Annotated in this window: 15 protein-coding genes; 2 read left to right on the forward strand and 13 right to left on the reverse strand. The window is 59.0% G+C overall.

Features of this window, described 5'->3' with window-relative positions:
* Window positions 1–124: 124 nt before the first annotated feature.
* The 13 genes from ACLD1Y_RS25835 to ACLD1Y_RS25895 form a co-directional block, all read right to left on the reverse strand.
* On the reverse strand, window positions 125–892 hold the full coding sequence (locus ACLD1Y_RS25835; RefSeq protein WP_017139071.1) for a TerC family protein: 768 nt from the start codon (window positions 890–892) through the stop codon (window positions 125–127).
* Between the two features lie 65 nt (window positions 893–957).
* Window positions 958–2,265: a CitMHS family transporter gene (locus ACLD1Y_RS25840; RefSeq protein WP_194937315.1), complete on the reverse strand. Its 1,308-nt coding sequence runs from the start codon at window positions 2,263–2,265 to the stop codon at window positions 958–960.
* A gap of 317 nt (window positions 2,266–2,582) precedes the next feature.
* A complete protein-coding gene (locus ACLD1Y_RS25845; RefSeq protein WP_429480583.1) occupies window positions 2,583–4,544 on the reverse strand; it encodes a DUF4105 domain-containing protein in 1,962 nt (653 codons plus the stop codon).
* Entirely contained in the window at window positions 4,541–4,861 is a 321-nt protein-coding gene (locus tag ACLD1Y_RS25850) for a DUF2388 domain-containing protein (protein ID WP_024072651.1), read from the reverse strand. Before ACLD1Y_RS25850 ends, ACLD1Y_RS25845 begins: the two co-directional genes overlap by 4 nt.
* Before the next feature lie 39 nt (window positions 4,862–4,900).
* Window positions 4,901–5,209 (reverse strand): DUF2388 domain-containing protein, encoded by a 309-nt coding sequence (locus tag ACLD1Y_RS25855; RefSeq protein ID WP_429480584.1) that lies wholly within the window; start codon window positions 5,207–5,209, stop codon window positions 4,901–4,903.
* Between the two features lie 80 nt (window positions 5,210–5,289).
* Window positions 5,290–5,610: a DUF2388 domain-containing protein gene (locus ACLD1Y_RS25860; RefSeq protein WP_429480585.1), complete on the reverse strand. Its 321-nt coding sequence runs from the start codon at window positions 5,608–5,610 to the stop codon at window positions 5,290–5,292.
* Window positions 5,611–5,746: 136 nt separating this feature from the next.
* Window positions 5,747–5,932: a DUF1127 domain-containing protein gene (locus tag ACLD1Y_RS25865; RefSeq protein ID WP_429480586.1), complete on the reverse strand. Its 186-nt coding sequence runs from the start codon at window positions 5,930–5,932 to the stop codon at window positions 5,747–5,749.
* Window positions 5,933–6,194: 262 nt separating this feature from the next.
* Window positions 6,195–6,410, reverse strand: a complete 216-nt coding sequence (locus ACLD1Y_RS25870; RefSeq protein ID WP_010168694.1) for a DUF1127 domain-containing protein — start codon at window positions 6,408–6,410, stop codon at window positions 6,195–6,197.
* Window positions 6,411–6,728: 318 nt separating this feature from the next.
* The gene (locus ACLD1Y_RS25875; RefSeq protein ID WP_429480587.1) at window positions 6,729–8,222 is read right to left on the reverse strand and encodes an acetyl-CoA hydrolase/transferase family protein; all 1,494 of its coding nucleotides are present in this window, start codon (window positions 8,220–8,222) and stop codon (window positions 6,729–6,731) included.
* 179 nt (window positions 8,223–8,401) lie between these two features.
* The gene (locus ACLD1Y_RS25880; protein ID WP_150674601.1) at window positions 8,402–9,838 is read right to left on the reverse strand and encodes an NAD(P)(+) transhydrogenase (Re/Si-specific) subunit beta; all 1,437 of its coding nucleotides are present in this window, start codon (window positions 9,836–9,838) and stop codon (window positions 8,402–8,404) included.
* Entirely contained in the window at window positions 9,838–10,158 is a 321-nt protein-coding gene (locus tag ACLD1Y_RS25885) for an NAD(P) transhydrogenase subunit alpha (protein WP_003187417.1), read from the reverse strand. Before ACLD1Y_RS25885 ends, ACLD1Y_RS25880 begins: the two co-directional genes overlap by 1 nt.
* A 15-nt stretch (window positions 10,159–10,173) precedes the next feature.
* Window positions 10,174–11,295 carry a Re/Si-specific NAD(P)(+) transhydrogenase subunit alpha gene (locus ACLD1Y_RS25890; RefSeq protein WP_429480588.1) on the reverse strand — a complete coding sequence of 374 codons (1,122 nt, stop codon included), beginning with the start codon at window positions 11,293–11,295 and terminating at the stop codon, window positions 10,174–10,176.
* 451 nt (window positions 11,296–11,746) lie between these two features.
* Window positions 11,747–12,646 carry a LysR family transcriptional regulator gene (locus tag ACLD1Y_RS25895; RefSeq protein ID WP_429480589.1) on the reverse strand — a complete coding sequence of 300 codons (900 nt, stop codon included), beginning with the start codon at window positions 12,644–12,646 and terminating at the stop codon, window positions 11,747–11,749.
* Between the two features lie 158 nt (window positions 12,647–12,804).
* Between ACLD1Y_RS25895 and ACLD1Y_RS25900 the strand changes: the two genes are divergently transcribed.
* On the forward strand, window positions 12,805–13,986 hold the full coding sequence (locus tag ACLD1Y_RS25900; RefSeq protein ID WP_010207882.1) for an acyl-CoA dehydrogenase: 1,182 nt from the start codon (window positions 12,805–12,807) through the stop codon (window positions 13,984–13,986).
* Between the two features lie 12 nt (window positions 13,987–13,998).
* A complete protein-coding gene (locus ACLD1Y_RS25905; protein WP_429480590.1) occupies window positions 13,999–15,219 on the forward strand; it encodes a CaiB/BaiF CoA transferase family protein in 1,221 nt (406 codons plus the stop codon).
* The last annotated feature ends 217 nt before the right edge of the window (window positions 15,220–15,436 follow it).

Raw genomic sequence — 15,436 nt, forward strand, 5'->3', positions numbered from 1 at the left:
ACAATGGCCTGCGCGCCAGCATCGCATAGCTAATCTGTGGTTTGAAATAAATGTGTCATGAAATCAACTTTTTGCGGATGCAAAAAAGGGGCTTGTCTAAGCCCCTTTTTGGTCTGGCTCGGGTTTATTGACCCGGAATGTCCTTACGCAGTTTCACTGGATCCTGCTGTTTCTTCTTTTTCGCGATGGCGGTGCGCATCTTGATGTTCACCGCTTCCACCGCCAGCGAGAACGCCATGGCGAAGTAGACGTAGCCTTTAGGCACATGCACGTCGAAGGATTCGGCGATCAGCACGGTACCCACCACCAGCAGGAACGACAGCGCGAGCATTTTCAGCGACGGGTGCTTGTCGATGAATTCGCTGATAGTGCCAGCAGCCAACATCATCACCAGTACCGCCACGACAATCGCCGCGACCATGACCGGCACATGGGAGACCATGCCGACAGCGGTGATCACCGAGTCCAGGGAGAACACGATGTCGATGATCGCGATCTGGATGATGGTGTAGATGAACTTGCCACCCTTGCCGCCCGGCTCGTCGTGGGTTTCGTCTTCACCTTCCAGGGCGTGGTACATCTCCTGGGAGCTTTTCCACAGCAGGAACAGACCACCGAAGAACAGGATCAGGTCGCGACCGGAAATGCCCTGGCCGAACACCACGAACAGGTCTGCGGTGAGTTGCATGACCCAAGTGATCGACAGCAGCAGCAGGATACGCGTGACCATGGCCAGCGCCAGGCCGAAGATCCGGGTGCGCGCTTGCATATGCTTGGGCATGCGGCTGACCAGGATCGAAATCATGATGATGTTATCGATGCCCAGGACGATCTCGAGGGCCGTCAGGGTGAAGAAGGCAATCCAGATTTCTGGATTGGTCAGCCATTCCATGTGTATTCCTTTGAGCAAGTGTTAAACCGCGCAAGCTGCAGCGCCGCGCGGTTGGGTTGGTACGATTATAGAGTGCTGAACAGCGGAAAAATCCCCATCAGCAACGCGGCGAACATTATGCACAGGCACACCAGCACTGCCCACTTGAGGGTGAAGCGCTGGTGATCGCCAAATTCGATACCGGCCAGGGCCACCAACAGGTAGGTGGACGGCACCAGCGGGCTGAGCAAGTGCACAGGCTGGCCAACGATAGAGGCGCGGGCCATTTCCACGGCCGTGATGCCGTAGTGACTGGCGGCTTCGGCGAGTACTGGCAGTACGCCGTAGTAGAACGCATCGTTGGACATGAAGAAGGTGAACGGCATGCTCACCAGCGCGGTGATCACCGCCAGGTATGGGCCCAGAGCGTCAGGGATGACCGCCAGCAGGCTCTTGGACATGGCATCGACCATGCCGGTGCCCGACAGAATGCCGGTGAAGATACCGGCGGCGAAGATCAGGCCAGTCACAGCCAGCACGCTGCCGGAGTGGGCGGCAATGCGGTCTTTCTGCATCTGCAGGCACGGGTAGTTGACGATCATCGCGATACTGAACGCCACCATGAACAGCACGGGCAGCGGCAACAGGCCGGCGATCAGGGTGCACATCAGGGCGAAGGTCAGCGCGCCGTTGAACCAGATCAGCTTCGGACGGCGGGCGTCCGGGAATTGGGACACACTAATTTCGCTGTGGTCGATTTCGTCGCCTTGCAGGTGCAGTTCACCCAAGCGTGCGCGTTCGCGCTTACCGTACATGTAGGCAATCACCAGGATCGCGACCACACCTGCGGCCATCGCCGGGATCATCGGTACGAAAATATCCGATGGGTCCACGTGCAGCGCGCTGGCGGCACGGGCGGTCGGGCCGCCCCAGGGGGTCATGTTCATCACGCCACCGGCGAGGATGATCAGGCCGGCCATGATCCGTGGGCTCATGCCGATGCGTTGGTACAGCGGCAGCATGGCGGCCACGCAGATCATGTAGGTGGTGGCGCCATCACCGTCGAGGGACACCACCAAGGCCAGCACGGCAGTGCCGACCGAGACCTTGAGCGGGTCGCCCTTGACCATCTTGAGGATCTTGCGCACGGCCGGGTCGAACAGGCCGGAGTCGATCATCAGGGCAAAGTAGAGGATGGCGAACATCAGCATCACGCCGGTGGGCGCCAGCTTGGTGATGCCCGCAAGCATCATCGGGCCGATCTCGGGCGCAAACCCGCCGAACAGCGCGAACAGGATCGGCACGATGATCAAGGCGATCAGCGCGGACAGGCGCTTGGTCATGATCAGGAACATGAACGTGATGACCATGGCAAAGCCAAGGAAAGTCAGCATAGGAATACTCCAGGCGTAGCGCGGCTAGGGAATGGCGAACCGGATGGGGTTCAGCGCAGAACGGAAGGCACGAGGCGTACGGGTGGAGTTGGGGCGAACAGGCGGGTACGGGCGGACATCGGGAATCACCATTGTTGTTGTGTACAGCCGGTCTGTTGCCGGCAGTTGGAGGCGATCCTAGACGGGAAAGCTTTCAGCCAGCTTTCGCTGGGAAAACAGGTGATGAAGGGAAGCTGCACAATCTTTAAGTGTATGGAGATCCAATGTGGGAGCTGGCAAGCCAGCTCCCACATTCAGAGTGTGTTTGCGGGGAGATATCAGGGCAGTTCGAGACCGCCGGCGGCTTTGTGCAGTTTGCGCAAGTGTTCCCCGACCTGCTTGAGGTTGGCCTCACACGCCGCAATCTCATCAGCCCGGGCTGGATCCAGCAACGCCCTCACCTCTTTATCCAAGTCGCCGGTCAGCGATTGCAGCTGCTTCTGGCGCTCGGCACTCTCCGACTCCAGGCGCTTGGCTTCCGACGGTTGCGGCAAACCGTAGCCACCGCTGTCCAGCAGCTCCGCCGGGCGACTGAGGAAGCCGCTGTTGGCGAGGATCTGTTGCAGGGTGTTGTTGGCTTTCTCCATGCCGCCGTTTTTCAGCTCGCGGGCACCGAGGTAGCGTTGTTTGACTTCATCCTGGGCCAGCATCAATTGCTTGCGATAGCTGGCCTGTTCCAATAGCAGCAGTGCGGCGCTGGTGCGCAGGTCTGCCTGGTCGAACCAGGGGCGGCGCTCGGCGGCGCTGAGGGATAGCCAGTCTTCGACCTGGGTCTGCTTGATCGGCAGATGCTTGCGCAACACGTCGAACATTGCCTGGTAGCGTTCGCGGAAGGAGTCGAAGTGATAGCCCAGGCGCAGGGCGTTGCGTTTGTCGTCGAGCACGCTGGTATCGGCCAAGCCGCGAGCGCTCAAGACTTCCAGCAAACCGTTGGGGGTGATGTTGTCCAGGCCGGTCAATTGCGGGTTGGCGCTGCCGCTGCGCAACAGCTTCAGGCTCTCCACCGCACAGTTATTGGAAATGAAGAAGTAGCTGCCGTCGTAGCTCCAATGCATCTCGGCAGCGTGCTCAACGGTGTCGTTGATCTCCTGGCGGCTCAGTTTCAAGGGCACGGAGGCTAGGCCACGCAGTTCGGTCTTGGTGTATTCGTCGATCACCTGGGCCAGCGGCAGCACGAACAGCCGGGATGGGTATTTGCCCACCAGGCCATCCCAGCTCGATAGCTGTACGTCACCGACGAAGGCGCGGTAGGACAACACCAGGTGTTGATCCAGATCCAACCGGCAATCCGGGCCACGTGGGCGGCCGGGCGCGCAGATCACCAAGCGCAACATGCTGTGGCCCCAGCGGCTGACCAGGTTCTGGTTGGCTTCGGCCAGCAGGTAGTCGATCTCGTAGACGCGCTCCGGGTCGATTTGGCCCAGGGGGGTCTTGGCGAAGTCGTTGCCTGCGTTCAGGAAGGGGTAGGTCTTGGCGCAGGCGTCCTGTTCGGGCGGCGCCCAGCCGAAGTGTTCCTTGTAATAACGAAACAGTGCGGGGCGTCGGCAGCCGTAGCTGGGGTCGAGCAGGAAGTACTCCATGTTGACCGCGACGAATTCCAGCGGGCTGGTGGTTTCGTAGATATCCGGGCTGCGGGCAACCTGATGGTTGTGCTGCTCGCGCTCACCGCGACGGCCAACGTATTGCGGCCAACCGGCAAGGTCCAGCAGGCGCGGGTCATCGCTTAAGGTGAAGCGGCGGTCGTTCTGGCCACGGCATTGATCGGGCAGGCCGATCAGGCCGGTGATGTTGTTCTGGCGGCTGCAGCGATTGATCAGCGCGCGTTCGTCTTTGGACCACAGACGCGCACGGTCATAGAGGTGGGTCAGTTCATGCAGCACGGTGGCAAGCATTTCCCGGCGCACGGTGCCATGGGGGCGATTGGTTTTCTGGGTGGCGGCCGTGCCATCGGTCAGGCTGGCGAGCAGGTTGCTGTTGAGGTCCAGTTCGGACACCAGCGAGGCCTGGCCGTAGGCGTTCTCGGGCATTTTGTCGGTCCAGCCGACATCGATGCGCCGGTCGAGTTGCTCGATAAAGCGCGGCGGCAGTGAGCGCATCGCTTCATCAAGCAATGCCTGGCTGGCCTGCTGCTGGGCTGGGCTCAAGCCCTCGGTCTTGAGCCGCAGTTGCAGGCCGGCCTGGGCTGCGCCTGCACTGAGCAGCACAGCCCCGGCCAATAGCCAGGCGGCGAGGCGCCTCACAGAGCGAGGATAGCTTCGGCGAGGGTCTGGTCGCTGGCGTCTCGGGCTTCTGGCACGCGGGTGCGCAGGGTGTCGAAGGCGGCTTCGAGTTGCGCGCCACGGATCTCGCCGTTGGTGGCGACGAAGCTGGCGGCGTCATCGTGGGCTTCGCGCACGATTTTGGAGTCGCGGATGGAGGTGGTGGTGTCCGAGGTGAAATCAATGGTGCGGCCGGAGGCGCGAACAATGATGTTACTGGTGGCCACCAGGGTATGTGCCTGGGCAACGTCGGCCAACAACAACAGGCCAAGGGTGGCGGCGATCAGCGGGCTACGCATGGAATAACTCCAATTACAAAGACGGAAATACACAGATGATTATTGGACGAGAATTGCTTGCGCCAGTTCACGGTCGCTGGCGTTAAGTTTTGGCTGGGTGCGGCGCAGGTAATCCAGCGCCGATTCCAGCCGCGCTCCGCGCCATTGGCCGTCAGTGGCGATGAACGCGGCCGCGTCATCCTGGGCGGCTACGATCACCTTGCGGTCGAAGGGCGCGGAAGTCACTTTGCTGGTGGCGTACGCACTTGCGACGGTGCCCTGGGTGGTCACATCAAAGGCCGAAGCCAATGGCGACGAGCCAGCGCAAAACAAAACAGGGACTATTAACAGGCGGTATGAAAAAGCCATGGGACTCGATAACTGAAAGCGAGCGCCAAGGCTAGCGCAATGCCCGGGCGAGAGCCAGCGCCTGGGCATCGGGCCGTTGGTCAGATCGCCAGGATGGCTTGGGCCAGTTGTGTGTCCGTCGCGGTGTTCAGTTGTGGCGCTTGTTGGCGGATCTGGGCCAGGGCGCTCTCCAGTTTCACGCCACGGATGGCACCTTCGCTGGCGACAAAACTGGCGGCGTCGTCACGGGCGGCACGCACGACCTTGTTGTCGCGCAGGGACGAGGTGGCATCGGAAGTGGCATCGGAGGTCGCTTTGAGCGCGCCAACGATCGAGTCAGTGGTCACGATCAGGCTGGTCGCAGTGGCGTTGGCGGCCACGGCTAACAAGGCAGCAGCAGTTAGCAGGCGAAGACGGGACATGGGGTGACTCCTTTAGGTGAACGGATAACGTGGCACAGGGCAGCCGTTGTGGATCAGACGCCTGATCTAAACAGTTCGCCACGCAGTGGCTGGATATTAAGCCGCCGTTTATCCGTTCGGAAAGCCTCTTGACTGCCTAGTCACGCCAGAAAGGCTTGGACAGTTCAGTCAGGCGATCGCTGGGGCTGATGCCCACGTCGGACAGTTCGCGTCGATCCAGCTGAGCCAGTTGGCGTCGCTCGCGGGCTTGGCGCGCCCATTTCGCCAGGGTGGAAGCTGTTTTGTTAAGCAGTTGTCTATAAAGAGGGGGTTGGGTATCCATGGCGTGCGCCTTTTATAAGGTTATGGAACACCATGTTGGGTGAGCTGCCGTTACTGATACAGATACACCAATGCAAAATTGTACTGCTTAATTGTTATGTTTTTTAAACTGTACCTATTGATTTGAACGTCTACTGTTCAAGTGCTCAAAACCGATATCCCAGAAACAACAAAGCCCGCCTCCGGTCTCCCGGGGCGGGCTTTGTTTTGACAAATCTGGTTGCTGGCAGTGGACCCTACAGGTCAGGGCCAGCGAGCGCCAATTAGCGCCAGAACGGCTTGCTCAGCTCTTCGTAGCGTTGAGCTTCGCTGATACCGGCGTCAGCCAGCAGACGCGAATCCAGACGAGCCAGTTGATGGCGGCTGGAGATGCGGCGCTGCCACAACATCAGGTTGGCGATAACGCGCAAAGGCAGGGAAGCCTGGGTGTTTACAGCTTTTTCTTCGAAGAACAGATCGGAACTGAGTGTACGTTCCATGATGACATCCTTCCGCTTGTGGCGGGATTAGGTAGTGGTTTAACTGATGCCAATGATCCTCCTCCGACGCAACACTCTCTAGATACAGTTCACCTGTATTGTGAGGGGCCAGTTAACTGTTTAAGGGGGCTGTACTGTACGGAAATGGGGCAACTGTACCTGTCCGCACTGAAACAGTGCGAAATGGGCAATTTCAGTGAGTGATGTGGGATATTTCGGTAGGAAATGACCGGTACAGCAGTACAGTTTTTTTCAGAATGCCAGGGGATACCACCGAGCCGATGAAACTGTGTTTGCATCAGCTCGGATCTGTATCAATCACGCTTTGAGCATATGCCCGGTTTCTTCCAGGTTAATGTGCCAACTGAGTGCTTCACGCAGAATGTGCGGTGTATGACCGCCGATGGCACAGGCCGCATCGAAGTAAGTGTTGAGCGCATCGCGATAGGCTGGGTGCACGCAGTTGTCGATGATTACCCGTGCCCGCTCCCGTGGCGCCAGGCCGCGCAGGTCAGCCAACCCGACTTCGGTCACCAGGATGTCGACGTCATGTTCGGTGTGGTCCACATGGCTGACCATCGGCACCACACTGGAAATCGCCCCGCCCTTGGCAATCGACTTGGTGACGAAGATCGCCAAGTGCGCGTTGCGCGCAAAGTCCCCGGAGCCGCCGATACCGTTCATCATGCGCGTGCCGCAGACGTGGGTGGAGTTGACGTTGCCGTAGATGTCGAACTCCAGCGCAGTGTTGATCCCGATAATGCCCAGGCGACGTACCACCTCCGGGTGGTTGGAGATCTCCTGCGGGCGCAGCACCAGCTTGTCCTTATAGTGTTCCAGGTTGCCGAACACGTCGGCATTGCGACGTTCCGACAGGGTGATCGAGCTGCCCGAGGCGAAGCTCAGCTTGCCGGCGTCGATCAGGTCGAATGTCGAATCCTGCAATACTTCCGAGTACATCGTCAGGTCTTCGAACGGCGAGTCGATCAAGCCGCACATCACCGCGTTGGCGATATTGCCGATGCCCGCCTGCAGTGGCCCGAGCTTGTTGGTCATGCGCCCGGCGTTCACTTCCTGCTTGAGGAAGTTGATCAGGTGATTGGCGATGCCTTGGGTGTCGCTGTCAGGCGGTGTCACCGTGGAGGCGGAGTCGGCCTGGTTGGTGATGACGATGCCGACGATCTTCTCCGGCGGGATCGGGATCGCGGTGCTGCCGATGCGGTCGTCGACTTTTACCAATGGGATCGGTGTACGCGTTGGGCGGTAGGTCGGGATATAGATGTCGTGCAACCCTTCCAGGTTCGGGTTGTGCGCCATGTTGATCTCGACGATCACCTGCTTGGCGAAAATCGCGAAGCTGGCCGAGTTGCCCACCGAAGTGGTCGGCACGATGTGGCCTTGCTCGGTAATCGCCACCGCTTCAATTACGGCGATGTCCGGCAGCTTGAGCTGGTTGTTGCGCAGCTGCTCAACGGTTTCCGACAGGTGCTGGTCGATAAACATCACTTCGCCCGCGTTGATCGCCTTGCGCAGGGTGCTGTCGACCTGAAACGGCATGCGTCGGGACAGCACGCCGGCTTCGGTCAGTTGCTTGTCCAGGTCGTTGCCCAGGCTGGCGCCGGTCATCAGGGTGATTTTCAGCGGCGACGTCTTGGCGCGCTCGGCCAAGGCGTGGGGCACGGCCTTGGCTTCACCGGCGCGGGTGAAGCCGCTCATGCCGACGGTCATGCCGTCTTCGATCAGTGCGGCGGCGTCGGCCGCGCTCATGACCTTGTCTAACAACGAAGGCAAGCGGATGCGATCACGGTACATGGATTCTTATCTCAGGCTACGGAAGCAAGGTGCGCAGTTTAGTGATTTCAAATAATTTCGGCCCGCTACCATGGTCGAATGCCGGGCAGCGATTTAGAGCCTTTGGTCGGGTTTCATGAAGTAATAAAAAACCCCAGCCTACAAGAGGCCGGGGTTTCGAGTATTGCGTTGCAGCAGTGTTACTCGACGGCTTTGACCATGTCTTCGATGACCTTCTTCGCGTCACCAAAGACCATCATGGTCTTATCCAGGTAGAACAGTTCGTTATCCAGACCGGCATAACCGCTGGCCATCGAGCGCTTGTTGACGATGATGGTCTTGGCCTTGAACGCTTCGAGGATCGGCATGCCGGCAATCGGCGAGTTCGGATCGTTCTTGGCCGCCGGGTTGACCACGTCGTTGGCGCCCAACACCAGCACCACGTCGGCCTGGCCGAACTCGGAGTTGATGTCTTCCATCTCGAACACCTGATCGTAAGGCACTTCGGCCTCGGCGAGCAGAACGTTCATGTGGCCGGGCATGCGGCCTGCCACCGGGTGGATTGCGTACTTTACGGTGACGCCGCGGTGGGTGAGTTTCTCGGTCAGTTCCTTGAGCGCGTGTTGCGCCCGCGCCACAGCCAAGCCGTAGCCTGGAACGATGATCACAGTGTCGGCGTTGGTCAGCAGGAAGGTCGCATCGTCGGCCGAGCCGGATTTGACCGGGCGGGCTTCTTTGGAGCCAGCTGCGGCACCGGCATCCGGCGCATTGCCGAAACCGCCGAGCAGTACATTAAAGAAGGAGCGGTTCATCGCCTTGCACATGATGTACGACAGGATCGCGCCGCTGGAGCCCACCAAGGAACCGGCGATGATCAGCATCGAGTTGTTCAGCGAGAAACCGATACCCGCTGCGGCCCAACCGGAGTAGCTGTTGAGCATCGACACCACGACCGGCATGTCGGCGCCGCCGATTGGGATGATGATCAGCACGCCCAGCACGAACGCCAGGGCCAGCATCAGCGCGAACGCGGTGAGGTTGCCGGTGAACATAAAGGCCAAGCCCAGGCCCAGGGTCAGCAGACCGAGCACCAGGTTGATCTTGTGCTGGCCGCCGAACTGTACCGGTGCGCCCTGGAACAGGCGGAACTTGTATTTGCCCGACAGCTTGCCGAAGGCAATCACCGAACCGGAGAAGGTGATGGCACCGATAGCTGCACCGAGGAACAGTTCCAGGCGGTTACCGGCTGGAATCGCATCACCGAGGTGTTTAACGATACCCAGGGATTGCGGCTCGACCACGGCGGCAATCGCAATGAACACCGCGGCCAGGCCGATCATGCTGTGCATGAACGCCACCAGCTCCGGCATCTTGGTCATTTCTACGCGCTTGGCCATGATCGAACCGGCGGTGCCGCCGACCAGTAGGCCGACAATCACGTAGCCGATACCGGCAGTCGCCAGCTCCGCGCCTAGCTTGTAGATGAGGCCCACGGTGGTCAGCACCGCCAGCGCCATGCCGAGCATGCCAAACAGGTTGCCGCGACGCGAGGTGGTTGGGTGCGACAGGCCTTTGAGGGCCTGGATGAAGCAGATCGACGCGATCAGGTAGAGCGTCGTTACCAGATTCATGCTCATTACTTCGGCGCCTCTTCTTTTACTTTCGGGGCTTTCTTCTTGAACATCTCAAGCATCCTACGCGTCACCAGGAAACCGCCGAACACGTTCACCGCCGCCAGGGCCACGGCCAGGGTGCCCATGGTCTTGCCCAGCGGGGTCACGGTGAGGGCGGCGGCCAGCATGGCGCCGACGATCACGATCGCGGAAATCGCGTTGGTCACCGCCATCAGCGGCGTGTGCAGCGCGGGTGTCACGTTCCAGACCACGTGGTAACCGACATAAATCGCCAGCACAAAGATGATCAGGTTGTAGATACCGGGGGAGATAAGCTCTTCCATCGTCTGAATCCCTGCTTAGGCGTTTTTGCGGATGACTTGGCCGTCGCGGCACATCAGGCACGCGGCGACGATGTCGTCTTCGAGGTTGATTTCAAACTGCCCTTCCTGGGTGAAGACCAGCTTCAGGAAGTCCAGCAGGTTGCGCGCGTACAAGGCTGACGCATCGGCGGCGACAGCACCGGCGAGGTTGGTCGGGCCGCAGATGATCACGCCGTTTTCCACCACGACTTCGTCAGCGACGGTCAGCGGGCAGTTGCCACCTTGGGCGGCGGCGAGGTCGATGACCACCGAGCCTGGTTTCATCTGCGCGACGGTGTCGGCGCTGAGCAGGGTCGGCGCCTTGCGGCCCGGGATCAGCGCGGTGGTGATGACGATATCGGCCTGCTTGGCGCGCTCGTGCACGGCCAGGGCCTGGCGTTGCATCCAGCTGCTTGGCATTGGGCGGGCGTAGCCACCGACGCCGACGGCGCATTCGCGTTCTTCGTCGGTCTCGTACGGCACGTCGACGAACTTGGCGCCGAGGGACTCGATCTGCTCTTTTACGGCCGGACGCACGTCAGACGCTTCGATCACCGCACCCAGACGTTTCGCCGTGGCGATGGCCTGTAGGCCAGCAACACCAGCGCCGAGGATCAACACGCGCGCTGCTTTGACGGTACCGGCGGCGGTCATCAGCATCGGCATAAAGCGCGGATAGTGATGCGCGGCGAGCAGCACGGCCTTATAACCGGCGATGTTGGCCTGGGACGACAGCACGTCGAGGCTTTGAGCGCGCGAGGTGCGCGGCGCAGCTTCGAGGGCAAAGGCGGTGATGCCGCGCTCGGCGAGCTTGGTGATGGTTTCGTTGCTGAACGGGTTGAGCATGCCCACCAATACGGTGCCGCTTTTGATCAGCGTGAGTTCGCTGTCGCTGGGGGCTACCACCTTGAGAATCAGCTCGGCGCCAAACGCATCGTTGGCACTGCCAATGGTTGCGCCTGCCGTTTCATAGGCACTGTCAGTGATGCTGGCCTTAATGCCGGCACCGCTTTGTACAGTGACCTTATGGCCCTGGCCGATCAGCTTCTTGATGGTTTCCGGGGTGGCAGCCACCCGCGTTTCACCGGTCTGGGTTTCGAGAGGAACACCAATGTGCACGTCAAATCTCCTGCATGATCTTTTTGCTTTTGATCTTTTTGTAAAAAGGCCAGTGCACCGTGAGGGGCGCATCTGGGGCGGCCGATCAGCACGATCCCGCTGAAATGACAGCGGGGCGCGGCATTTTGCAGGCGAACTTTACGGCCTTCAAGGGATTATGACGGGTGACGAAAAATTAACTACAAGTCACCCTGTGACTGATTGTCGCAACACTCTGAAATAACCGCTTCAAATACATGGGTTTAAAGGGCTTCAGGCGTTTTCAGAGGATTTTGTTATCGTTGGTGTGAATAGTCGGGCATCGGCTTGTGATATTCGCTACAAGCCATGAAGATCATGGCTTTGAGCCGTATTTTAAGTCGGCAAGTACAGTCTGTTGAAATGCGACATATACGTATATCTGTAGGATCTTGTTTTTACTGACTACAAAGTCAGTAAATTTGATTTCCCTTTAAATGCTGGGGGTGTAGCGCTGTGATTGATCGATCAGCCAATCTCTGAATGCGTGCAGCGAGGCTGATTCGACTTTTCTGTCAGGAATCATCAGGTAGTAAGCCTTCGAGCTGGTTAGCGCTTCTGGGCTCGCGATGACCAGTTGACGCTCGTCCAGTTCGCGCTGAATCAGGAATGGAGGGATCAATGCTATGCCCATGTCATGCATGGCTGCCTGGGACAACATCGAGAATAGCTCGTAACGCGGCCCTGTCATGTCACGGGGGATGTTCAGTTGCTGGGCGTTGAACCAATGACGCCAGGCATAAGGGCGCGTGGTTTGTTGCAGCAGTGGCAGCTCGGCAATCTGCTGGGGGCTGAATTGCGTGCGGTTGCCGAGTAACCGTGGGCTACACACTGGAACGGGGTTTTCTCCCATCAGGCGGTGGGACTCGGTGCCCGACCAGTCGGCATCGCCAAAGTAGATCGCAGCGTCGAACTCGGTATCGGCGAATAGAAAGGGGCGCGTGCGGTTGGTGAGGTTAACCGTCACCTCTGGGTGTTGATGCTGGAAGTCTTTGAGGCGCGGTATCAGCCATTGGGTGCCAAATGTCGGGACCACGGCCAGCTCAATCACGTTGGTGCCTTGCTGCCCCATGACGGACAAGGTGTCGCGCTCCACCGCGTCCAACTGCGCAGCGACACGGCGACTATAGGACAGCCCCGCCTCCGTCAGCTTGACCCCGCGCCGCGAACGGCGAAACAGCTCGACACTTAAAAACTCCTCAAGGCTCGCAATTTGCCGGCAGATAGCGCCCTGAGTGATGGAGAGCTCGTGCGCCGCCTTGGTAAAGCTCTCGTGGCGGGCTGCGGCTTCAAAGCTGACAAGGGCGGTCGTGCTGGGGATTTTTCTGCGCATGTACCTTGTCCTCACATGTAAAGCGCATAGGCGGCGCTATTAAGTGTTTCGAAGTGAGAAATTAGCACAAGCCTATGCAGAAACCTCGTTTGCCCTCCTCGCTCGCCCGGCCTAGGCTCCATCCACGACTTCTGATTTATCTTCGCGAGGACTTATTCATGGCTGGCAAGGCAAGCTTCAACTGGATCGATCCACTGCTGCTGGATCAACAGCTCACCGAAGAAGAGCGCATGGTGCGCGACAGTGCTGAGCAGTTCGCCCAGGACAAACTGGCGCCGCGTGTACTCGAAGCCTTCCGCCATGAAAAGACAGACCCTGCGATCTTTCGCGAAATGGGCGAAACCGGCTTGTTGGGCGCGATGATCCCCGAGCAGTACGGTGGCAGCGGCTTGAATTACGTCAGCTATGGGTTGATCGCCCGCGAAGTTGAGCGTGTCGACTCCGGGTATCGCTCGATGATGAGTGTGCAGTCGTCACTGGTTATGGTGCCAATCAATGAGTTCGGCACCGAAGCGCAGAAACAGAAGTACCTGCCAAAGTTGGCGTCTGGTGAGTGGATTGGTTGTTTCGGGCTGACCGAGCCTAACCATGGTTCCGATCCGGGCGCGATGATTACTCGTGCACGCAAAGTGGAAGGCGGCTACAGCCTGACGGGCGCCAAGATGTGGATCACCAATAGTCCGATCGCGGATGTGTTCGTGGTGTGGGGCAAGGACGATGCCGGTGATATCCGTGGGTTTGTCCTGGAGAAAGGCTGGAAGGGCCTCAGTGCGCCGGCGATTCACGGCAAGGTCGGCCTGCGGGCTTCGATTACCGGTGAGATCGTCATGGATAACGTCTTTGTGCCGGAGGAGAACATCTTCCCGGATGTGCGTGGCTTGAAGGGGCCGTTCACCTGTCTTAACTCGGCGCGTTACGGCATCTCTTGGGGCGCATTGGGTGCGGCCGAGTTTTGCTGGCACACCGCTCGTCAATACACCTTGGATCGTCAGCAGTTTGGTCGTCCGTTGGCAGCTACCCAGTTGATCCAGAAGAAGTTGGCTGACATGCAGACCGAAATCACTTTGGCCCTGCAAGGTTGCCTGCGTCTGGGGCGCATGAAGGATGAGGGGACGGCGGCGGTTGAAATCACGTCGATCATGAAGCGCAACTCTTGCGGCAAATCCCTGGATATCGCACGCATGGCGCGGGACATGCTGGGTGGGAACGGTATTTCCGATGAGTTCGGGGTGGCGCGTCACCTGGTCAACCTGGAAGTGGTGAACACCTATGAAGGTACCCACGACGTGCATGCCCTGATTCTTGGGCGTGCGCAAACCGGTCTTCAGGCGTTCTATTAATAGGAGCACGGCATGGGCGCGCTTTCACATCTGCGGGTACTGGATTTATCGCGGGTACTGGCGGGGCCGTGGTCCGGGCAGATACTGGCGGACCTTGGGGCTGAGGTGATCAAGGTCGAGCGACCGGGCAGCGGCGACGACACTCGCGCCTGGGGGCCGCCCTTTCTTAAGGACGCCTATGGCGAGAACACCAGTGAAGCGGCGTATTACCTGTCGGCCAATCGCAATAAAGAGTCGGTGACCATCGACTTCACGCGACCGGAGGGGCAGAAGCTGGTGCGTGACCTGGCTGCCAAGTCCGACATTTTGATCGAAAATTTCAAGGTGGGTGGCCTGGCGGCGTATGGCTTGGACTATGAGTCGCTCAAGGAGATCAACCCGGAGCTGATTTATTGCTCAATCACAGGCTTTGGCCAGACGGGGCCTTATGCGGCTCGCGCGGGTTATGACTTCATGATCCAGGGTTTGGGTGGGCTCATGAGTCTGACTGGACGACCCGAGGGTGATGAGGGCGCTGGGCCGGTAAAGGTTGGCGTGGCGTTGACTGACATTCTCACGGGGCTCTATTCGACCGTTGCGATTCTTGCGGCGCTCGCCCATCGGGATCATGACGGTGGCGGGCAGCATATCGATATGGCGCTGCTGGATGTGCAGGTGGCTTGCCTGGCTAATCAGGCTATGAACTATCTGACTACGGGGGCAGCGCCTAAACGCCTCGGTAATGCACATCCAAATATTGTGCCTTATCAGGATTTTCCTACGGCTGACGGCGATTTCATCCTGACGGTAGGTAATGACGGGCAGTTTCGCAAGTTTGCTGAGGTGGCTGGGCAGCCACAGTGGGCAGATGATCCGCGGTTCTCTACTAATAAGACGCGGGTGGCCAATCGTGCGCAGCTGATACCGCTGATTCGTCAAGCTACGGTGTTTAAGACGACGGCTGAATGGGTTGCTCAGTTGGAGCGGGTTGGGGTGCCTTGTGGGCCGATCAATGATCTGGCACAGGTGTTTGCTGATCCACAGGTTCAGGCGCGCGGGCTGGCGATGGAGTTGCCTCATGTGCTGGCAGGGATGGTGCCTCAGGTGGCGAGTCCCATACGGCTATCAAAGACGCCTGTGGAATACCGTAGCGCACCGCCCTTACTGGGAGAGCATACAGTCCAGGTTTTACAGCGGGTGCTGGGGTTGGGAGTGGCGAATGTGGCTGCCCTTAAGGAAGTGGGCGTGATTTGAGTGTTCTTCTATATAGATAGGATGGGTGAGCCGTCCTTTTGATGGTTTTTTAATCAATCTCGACTGTTTGATAGAAAATCAAAATTAAAGGTTGACGGCAGATTCTGGAGGCCTATAATTCGCCCCACTTCCGGCGCAGTCGAAACGGAAAACTCCTTGGTAAACAATGAGTTATGTAGGTTTCGGTAGCAGGTTGCTTCAGTTCATCGAAGCAGTC

The organism is Pseudomonas sp. 18175 (assembly GCF_050432925.1).
Classification (GTDB): Bacteria; Pseudomonadota; Gammaproteobacteria; order Pseudomonadales; family Pseudomonadaceae; genus Aquipseudomonas.

Excerpts from the sequence above, each read along its gene's own strand:
- ACLD1Y_RS25840 (WP_194937315.1), bottom strand. The coding sequence starts at position 2,265 with ATGCTGACTTTCCTTGGCTTTGCCATGGTCATCACGTTCATGTTCCTG.
- ACLD1Y_RS25885 (WP_003187417.1), bottom strand. The coding sequence starts at position 10,158 with ATGGAAGAGCTTATCTCCCCCGGTATCTACAACCTGATCATCTTTGTG.
- ACLD1Y_RS25880 (WP_150674601.1), bottom strand. The coding sequence starts at position 9,838 with ATGAGCATGAATCTGGTAACGACGCTCTACCTGATCGCGTCGATCTGC.
- ACLD1Y_RS25835 (WP_017139071.1), bottom strand. The coding sequence starts at position 892 with ATGGAATGGCTGACCAATCCAGAAATCTGGATTGCCTTCTTCACCCTG.
- ACLD1Y_RS25865 (WP_429480586.1), bottom strand. The coding sequence starts at position 5,932 with ATGGATACCCAACCCCCTCTTTATAGACAACTGCTTAACAAAACAGCT.
- ACLD1Y_RS25850 (WP_024072651.1), bottom strand. The coding sequence starts at position 4,861 with ATGCGTAGCCCGCTGATCGCCGCCACCCTTGGCCTGTTGTTGTTGGCC.
- ACLD1Y_RS25855 (WP_429480584.1), bottom strand. The coding sequence starts at position 5,209 with ATGGCTTTTTCATACCGCCTGTTAATAGTCCCTGTTTTGTTTTGCGCT.
- ACLD1Y_RS25905 (WP_429480590.1), top strand. The coding sequence starts at position 13,999 with ATGGGCGCGCTTTCACATCTGCGGGTACTGGATTTATCGCGGGTACTG.
- ACLD1Y_RS25875 (WP_429480587.1), bottom strand. The coding sequence starts at position 8,222 with ATGTACCGTGATCGCATCCGCTTGCCTTCGTTGTTAGACAAGGTCATG.
- ACLD1Y_RS25900 (WP_010207882.1), top strand. The coding sequence starts at position 12,805 with ATGGCTGGCAAGGCAAGCTTCAACTGGATCGATCCACTGCTGCTGGAT.
- ACLD1Y_RS25860 (WP_429480585.1), bottom strand. The coding sequence starts at position 5,610 with ATGTCCCGTCTTCGCCTGCTAACTGCTGCTGCCTTGTTAGCCGTGGCC.
- ACLD1Y_RS25895 (WP_429480589.1), bottom strand. The coding sequence starts at position 12,646 with ATGCGCAGAAAAATCCCCAGCACGACCGCCCTTGTCAGCTTTGAAGCC.
- ACLD1Y_RS25870 (WP_010168694.1), bottom strand. The coding sequence starts at position 6,410 with ATGGAACGTACACTCAGTTCCGATCTGTTCTTCGAAGAAAAAGCTGTA.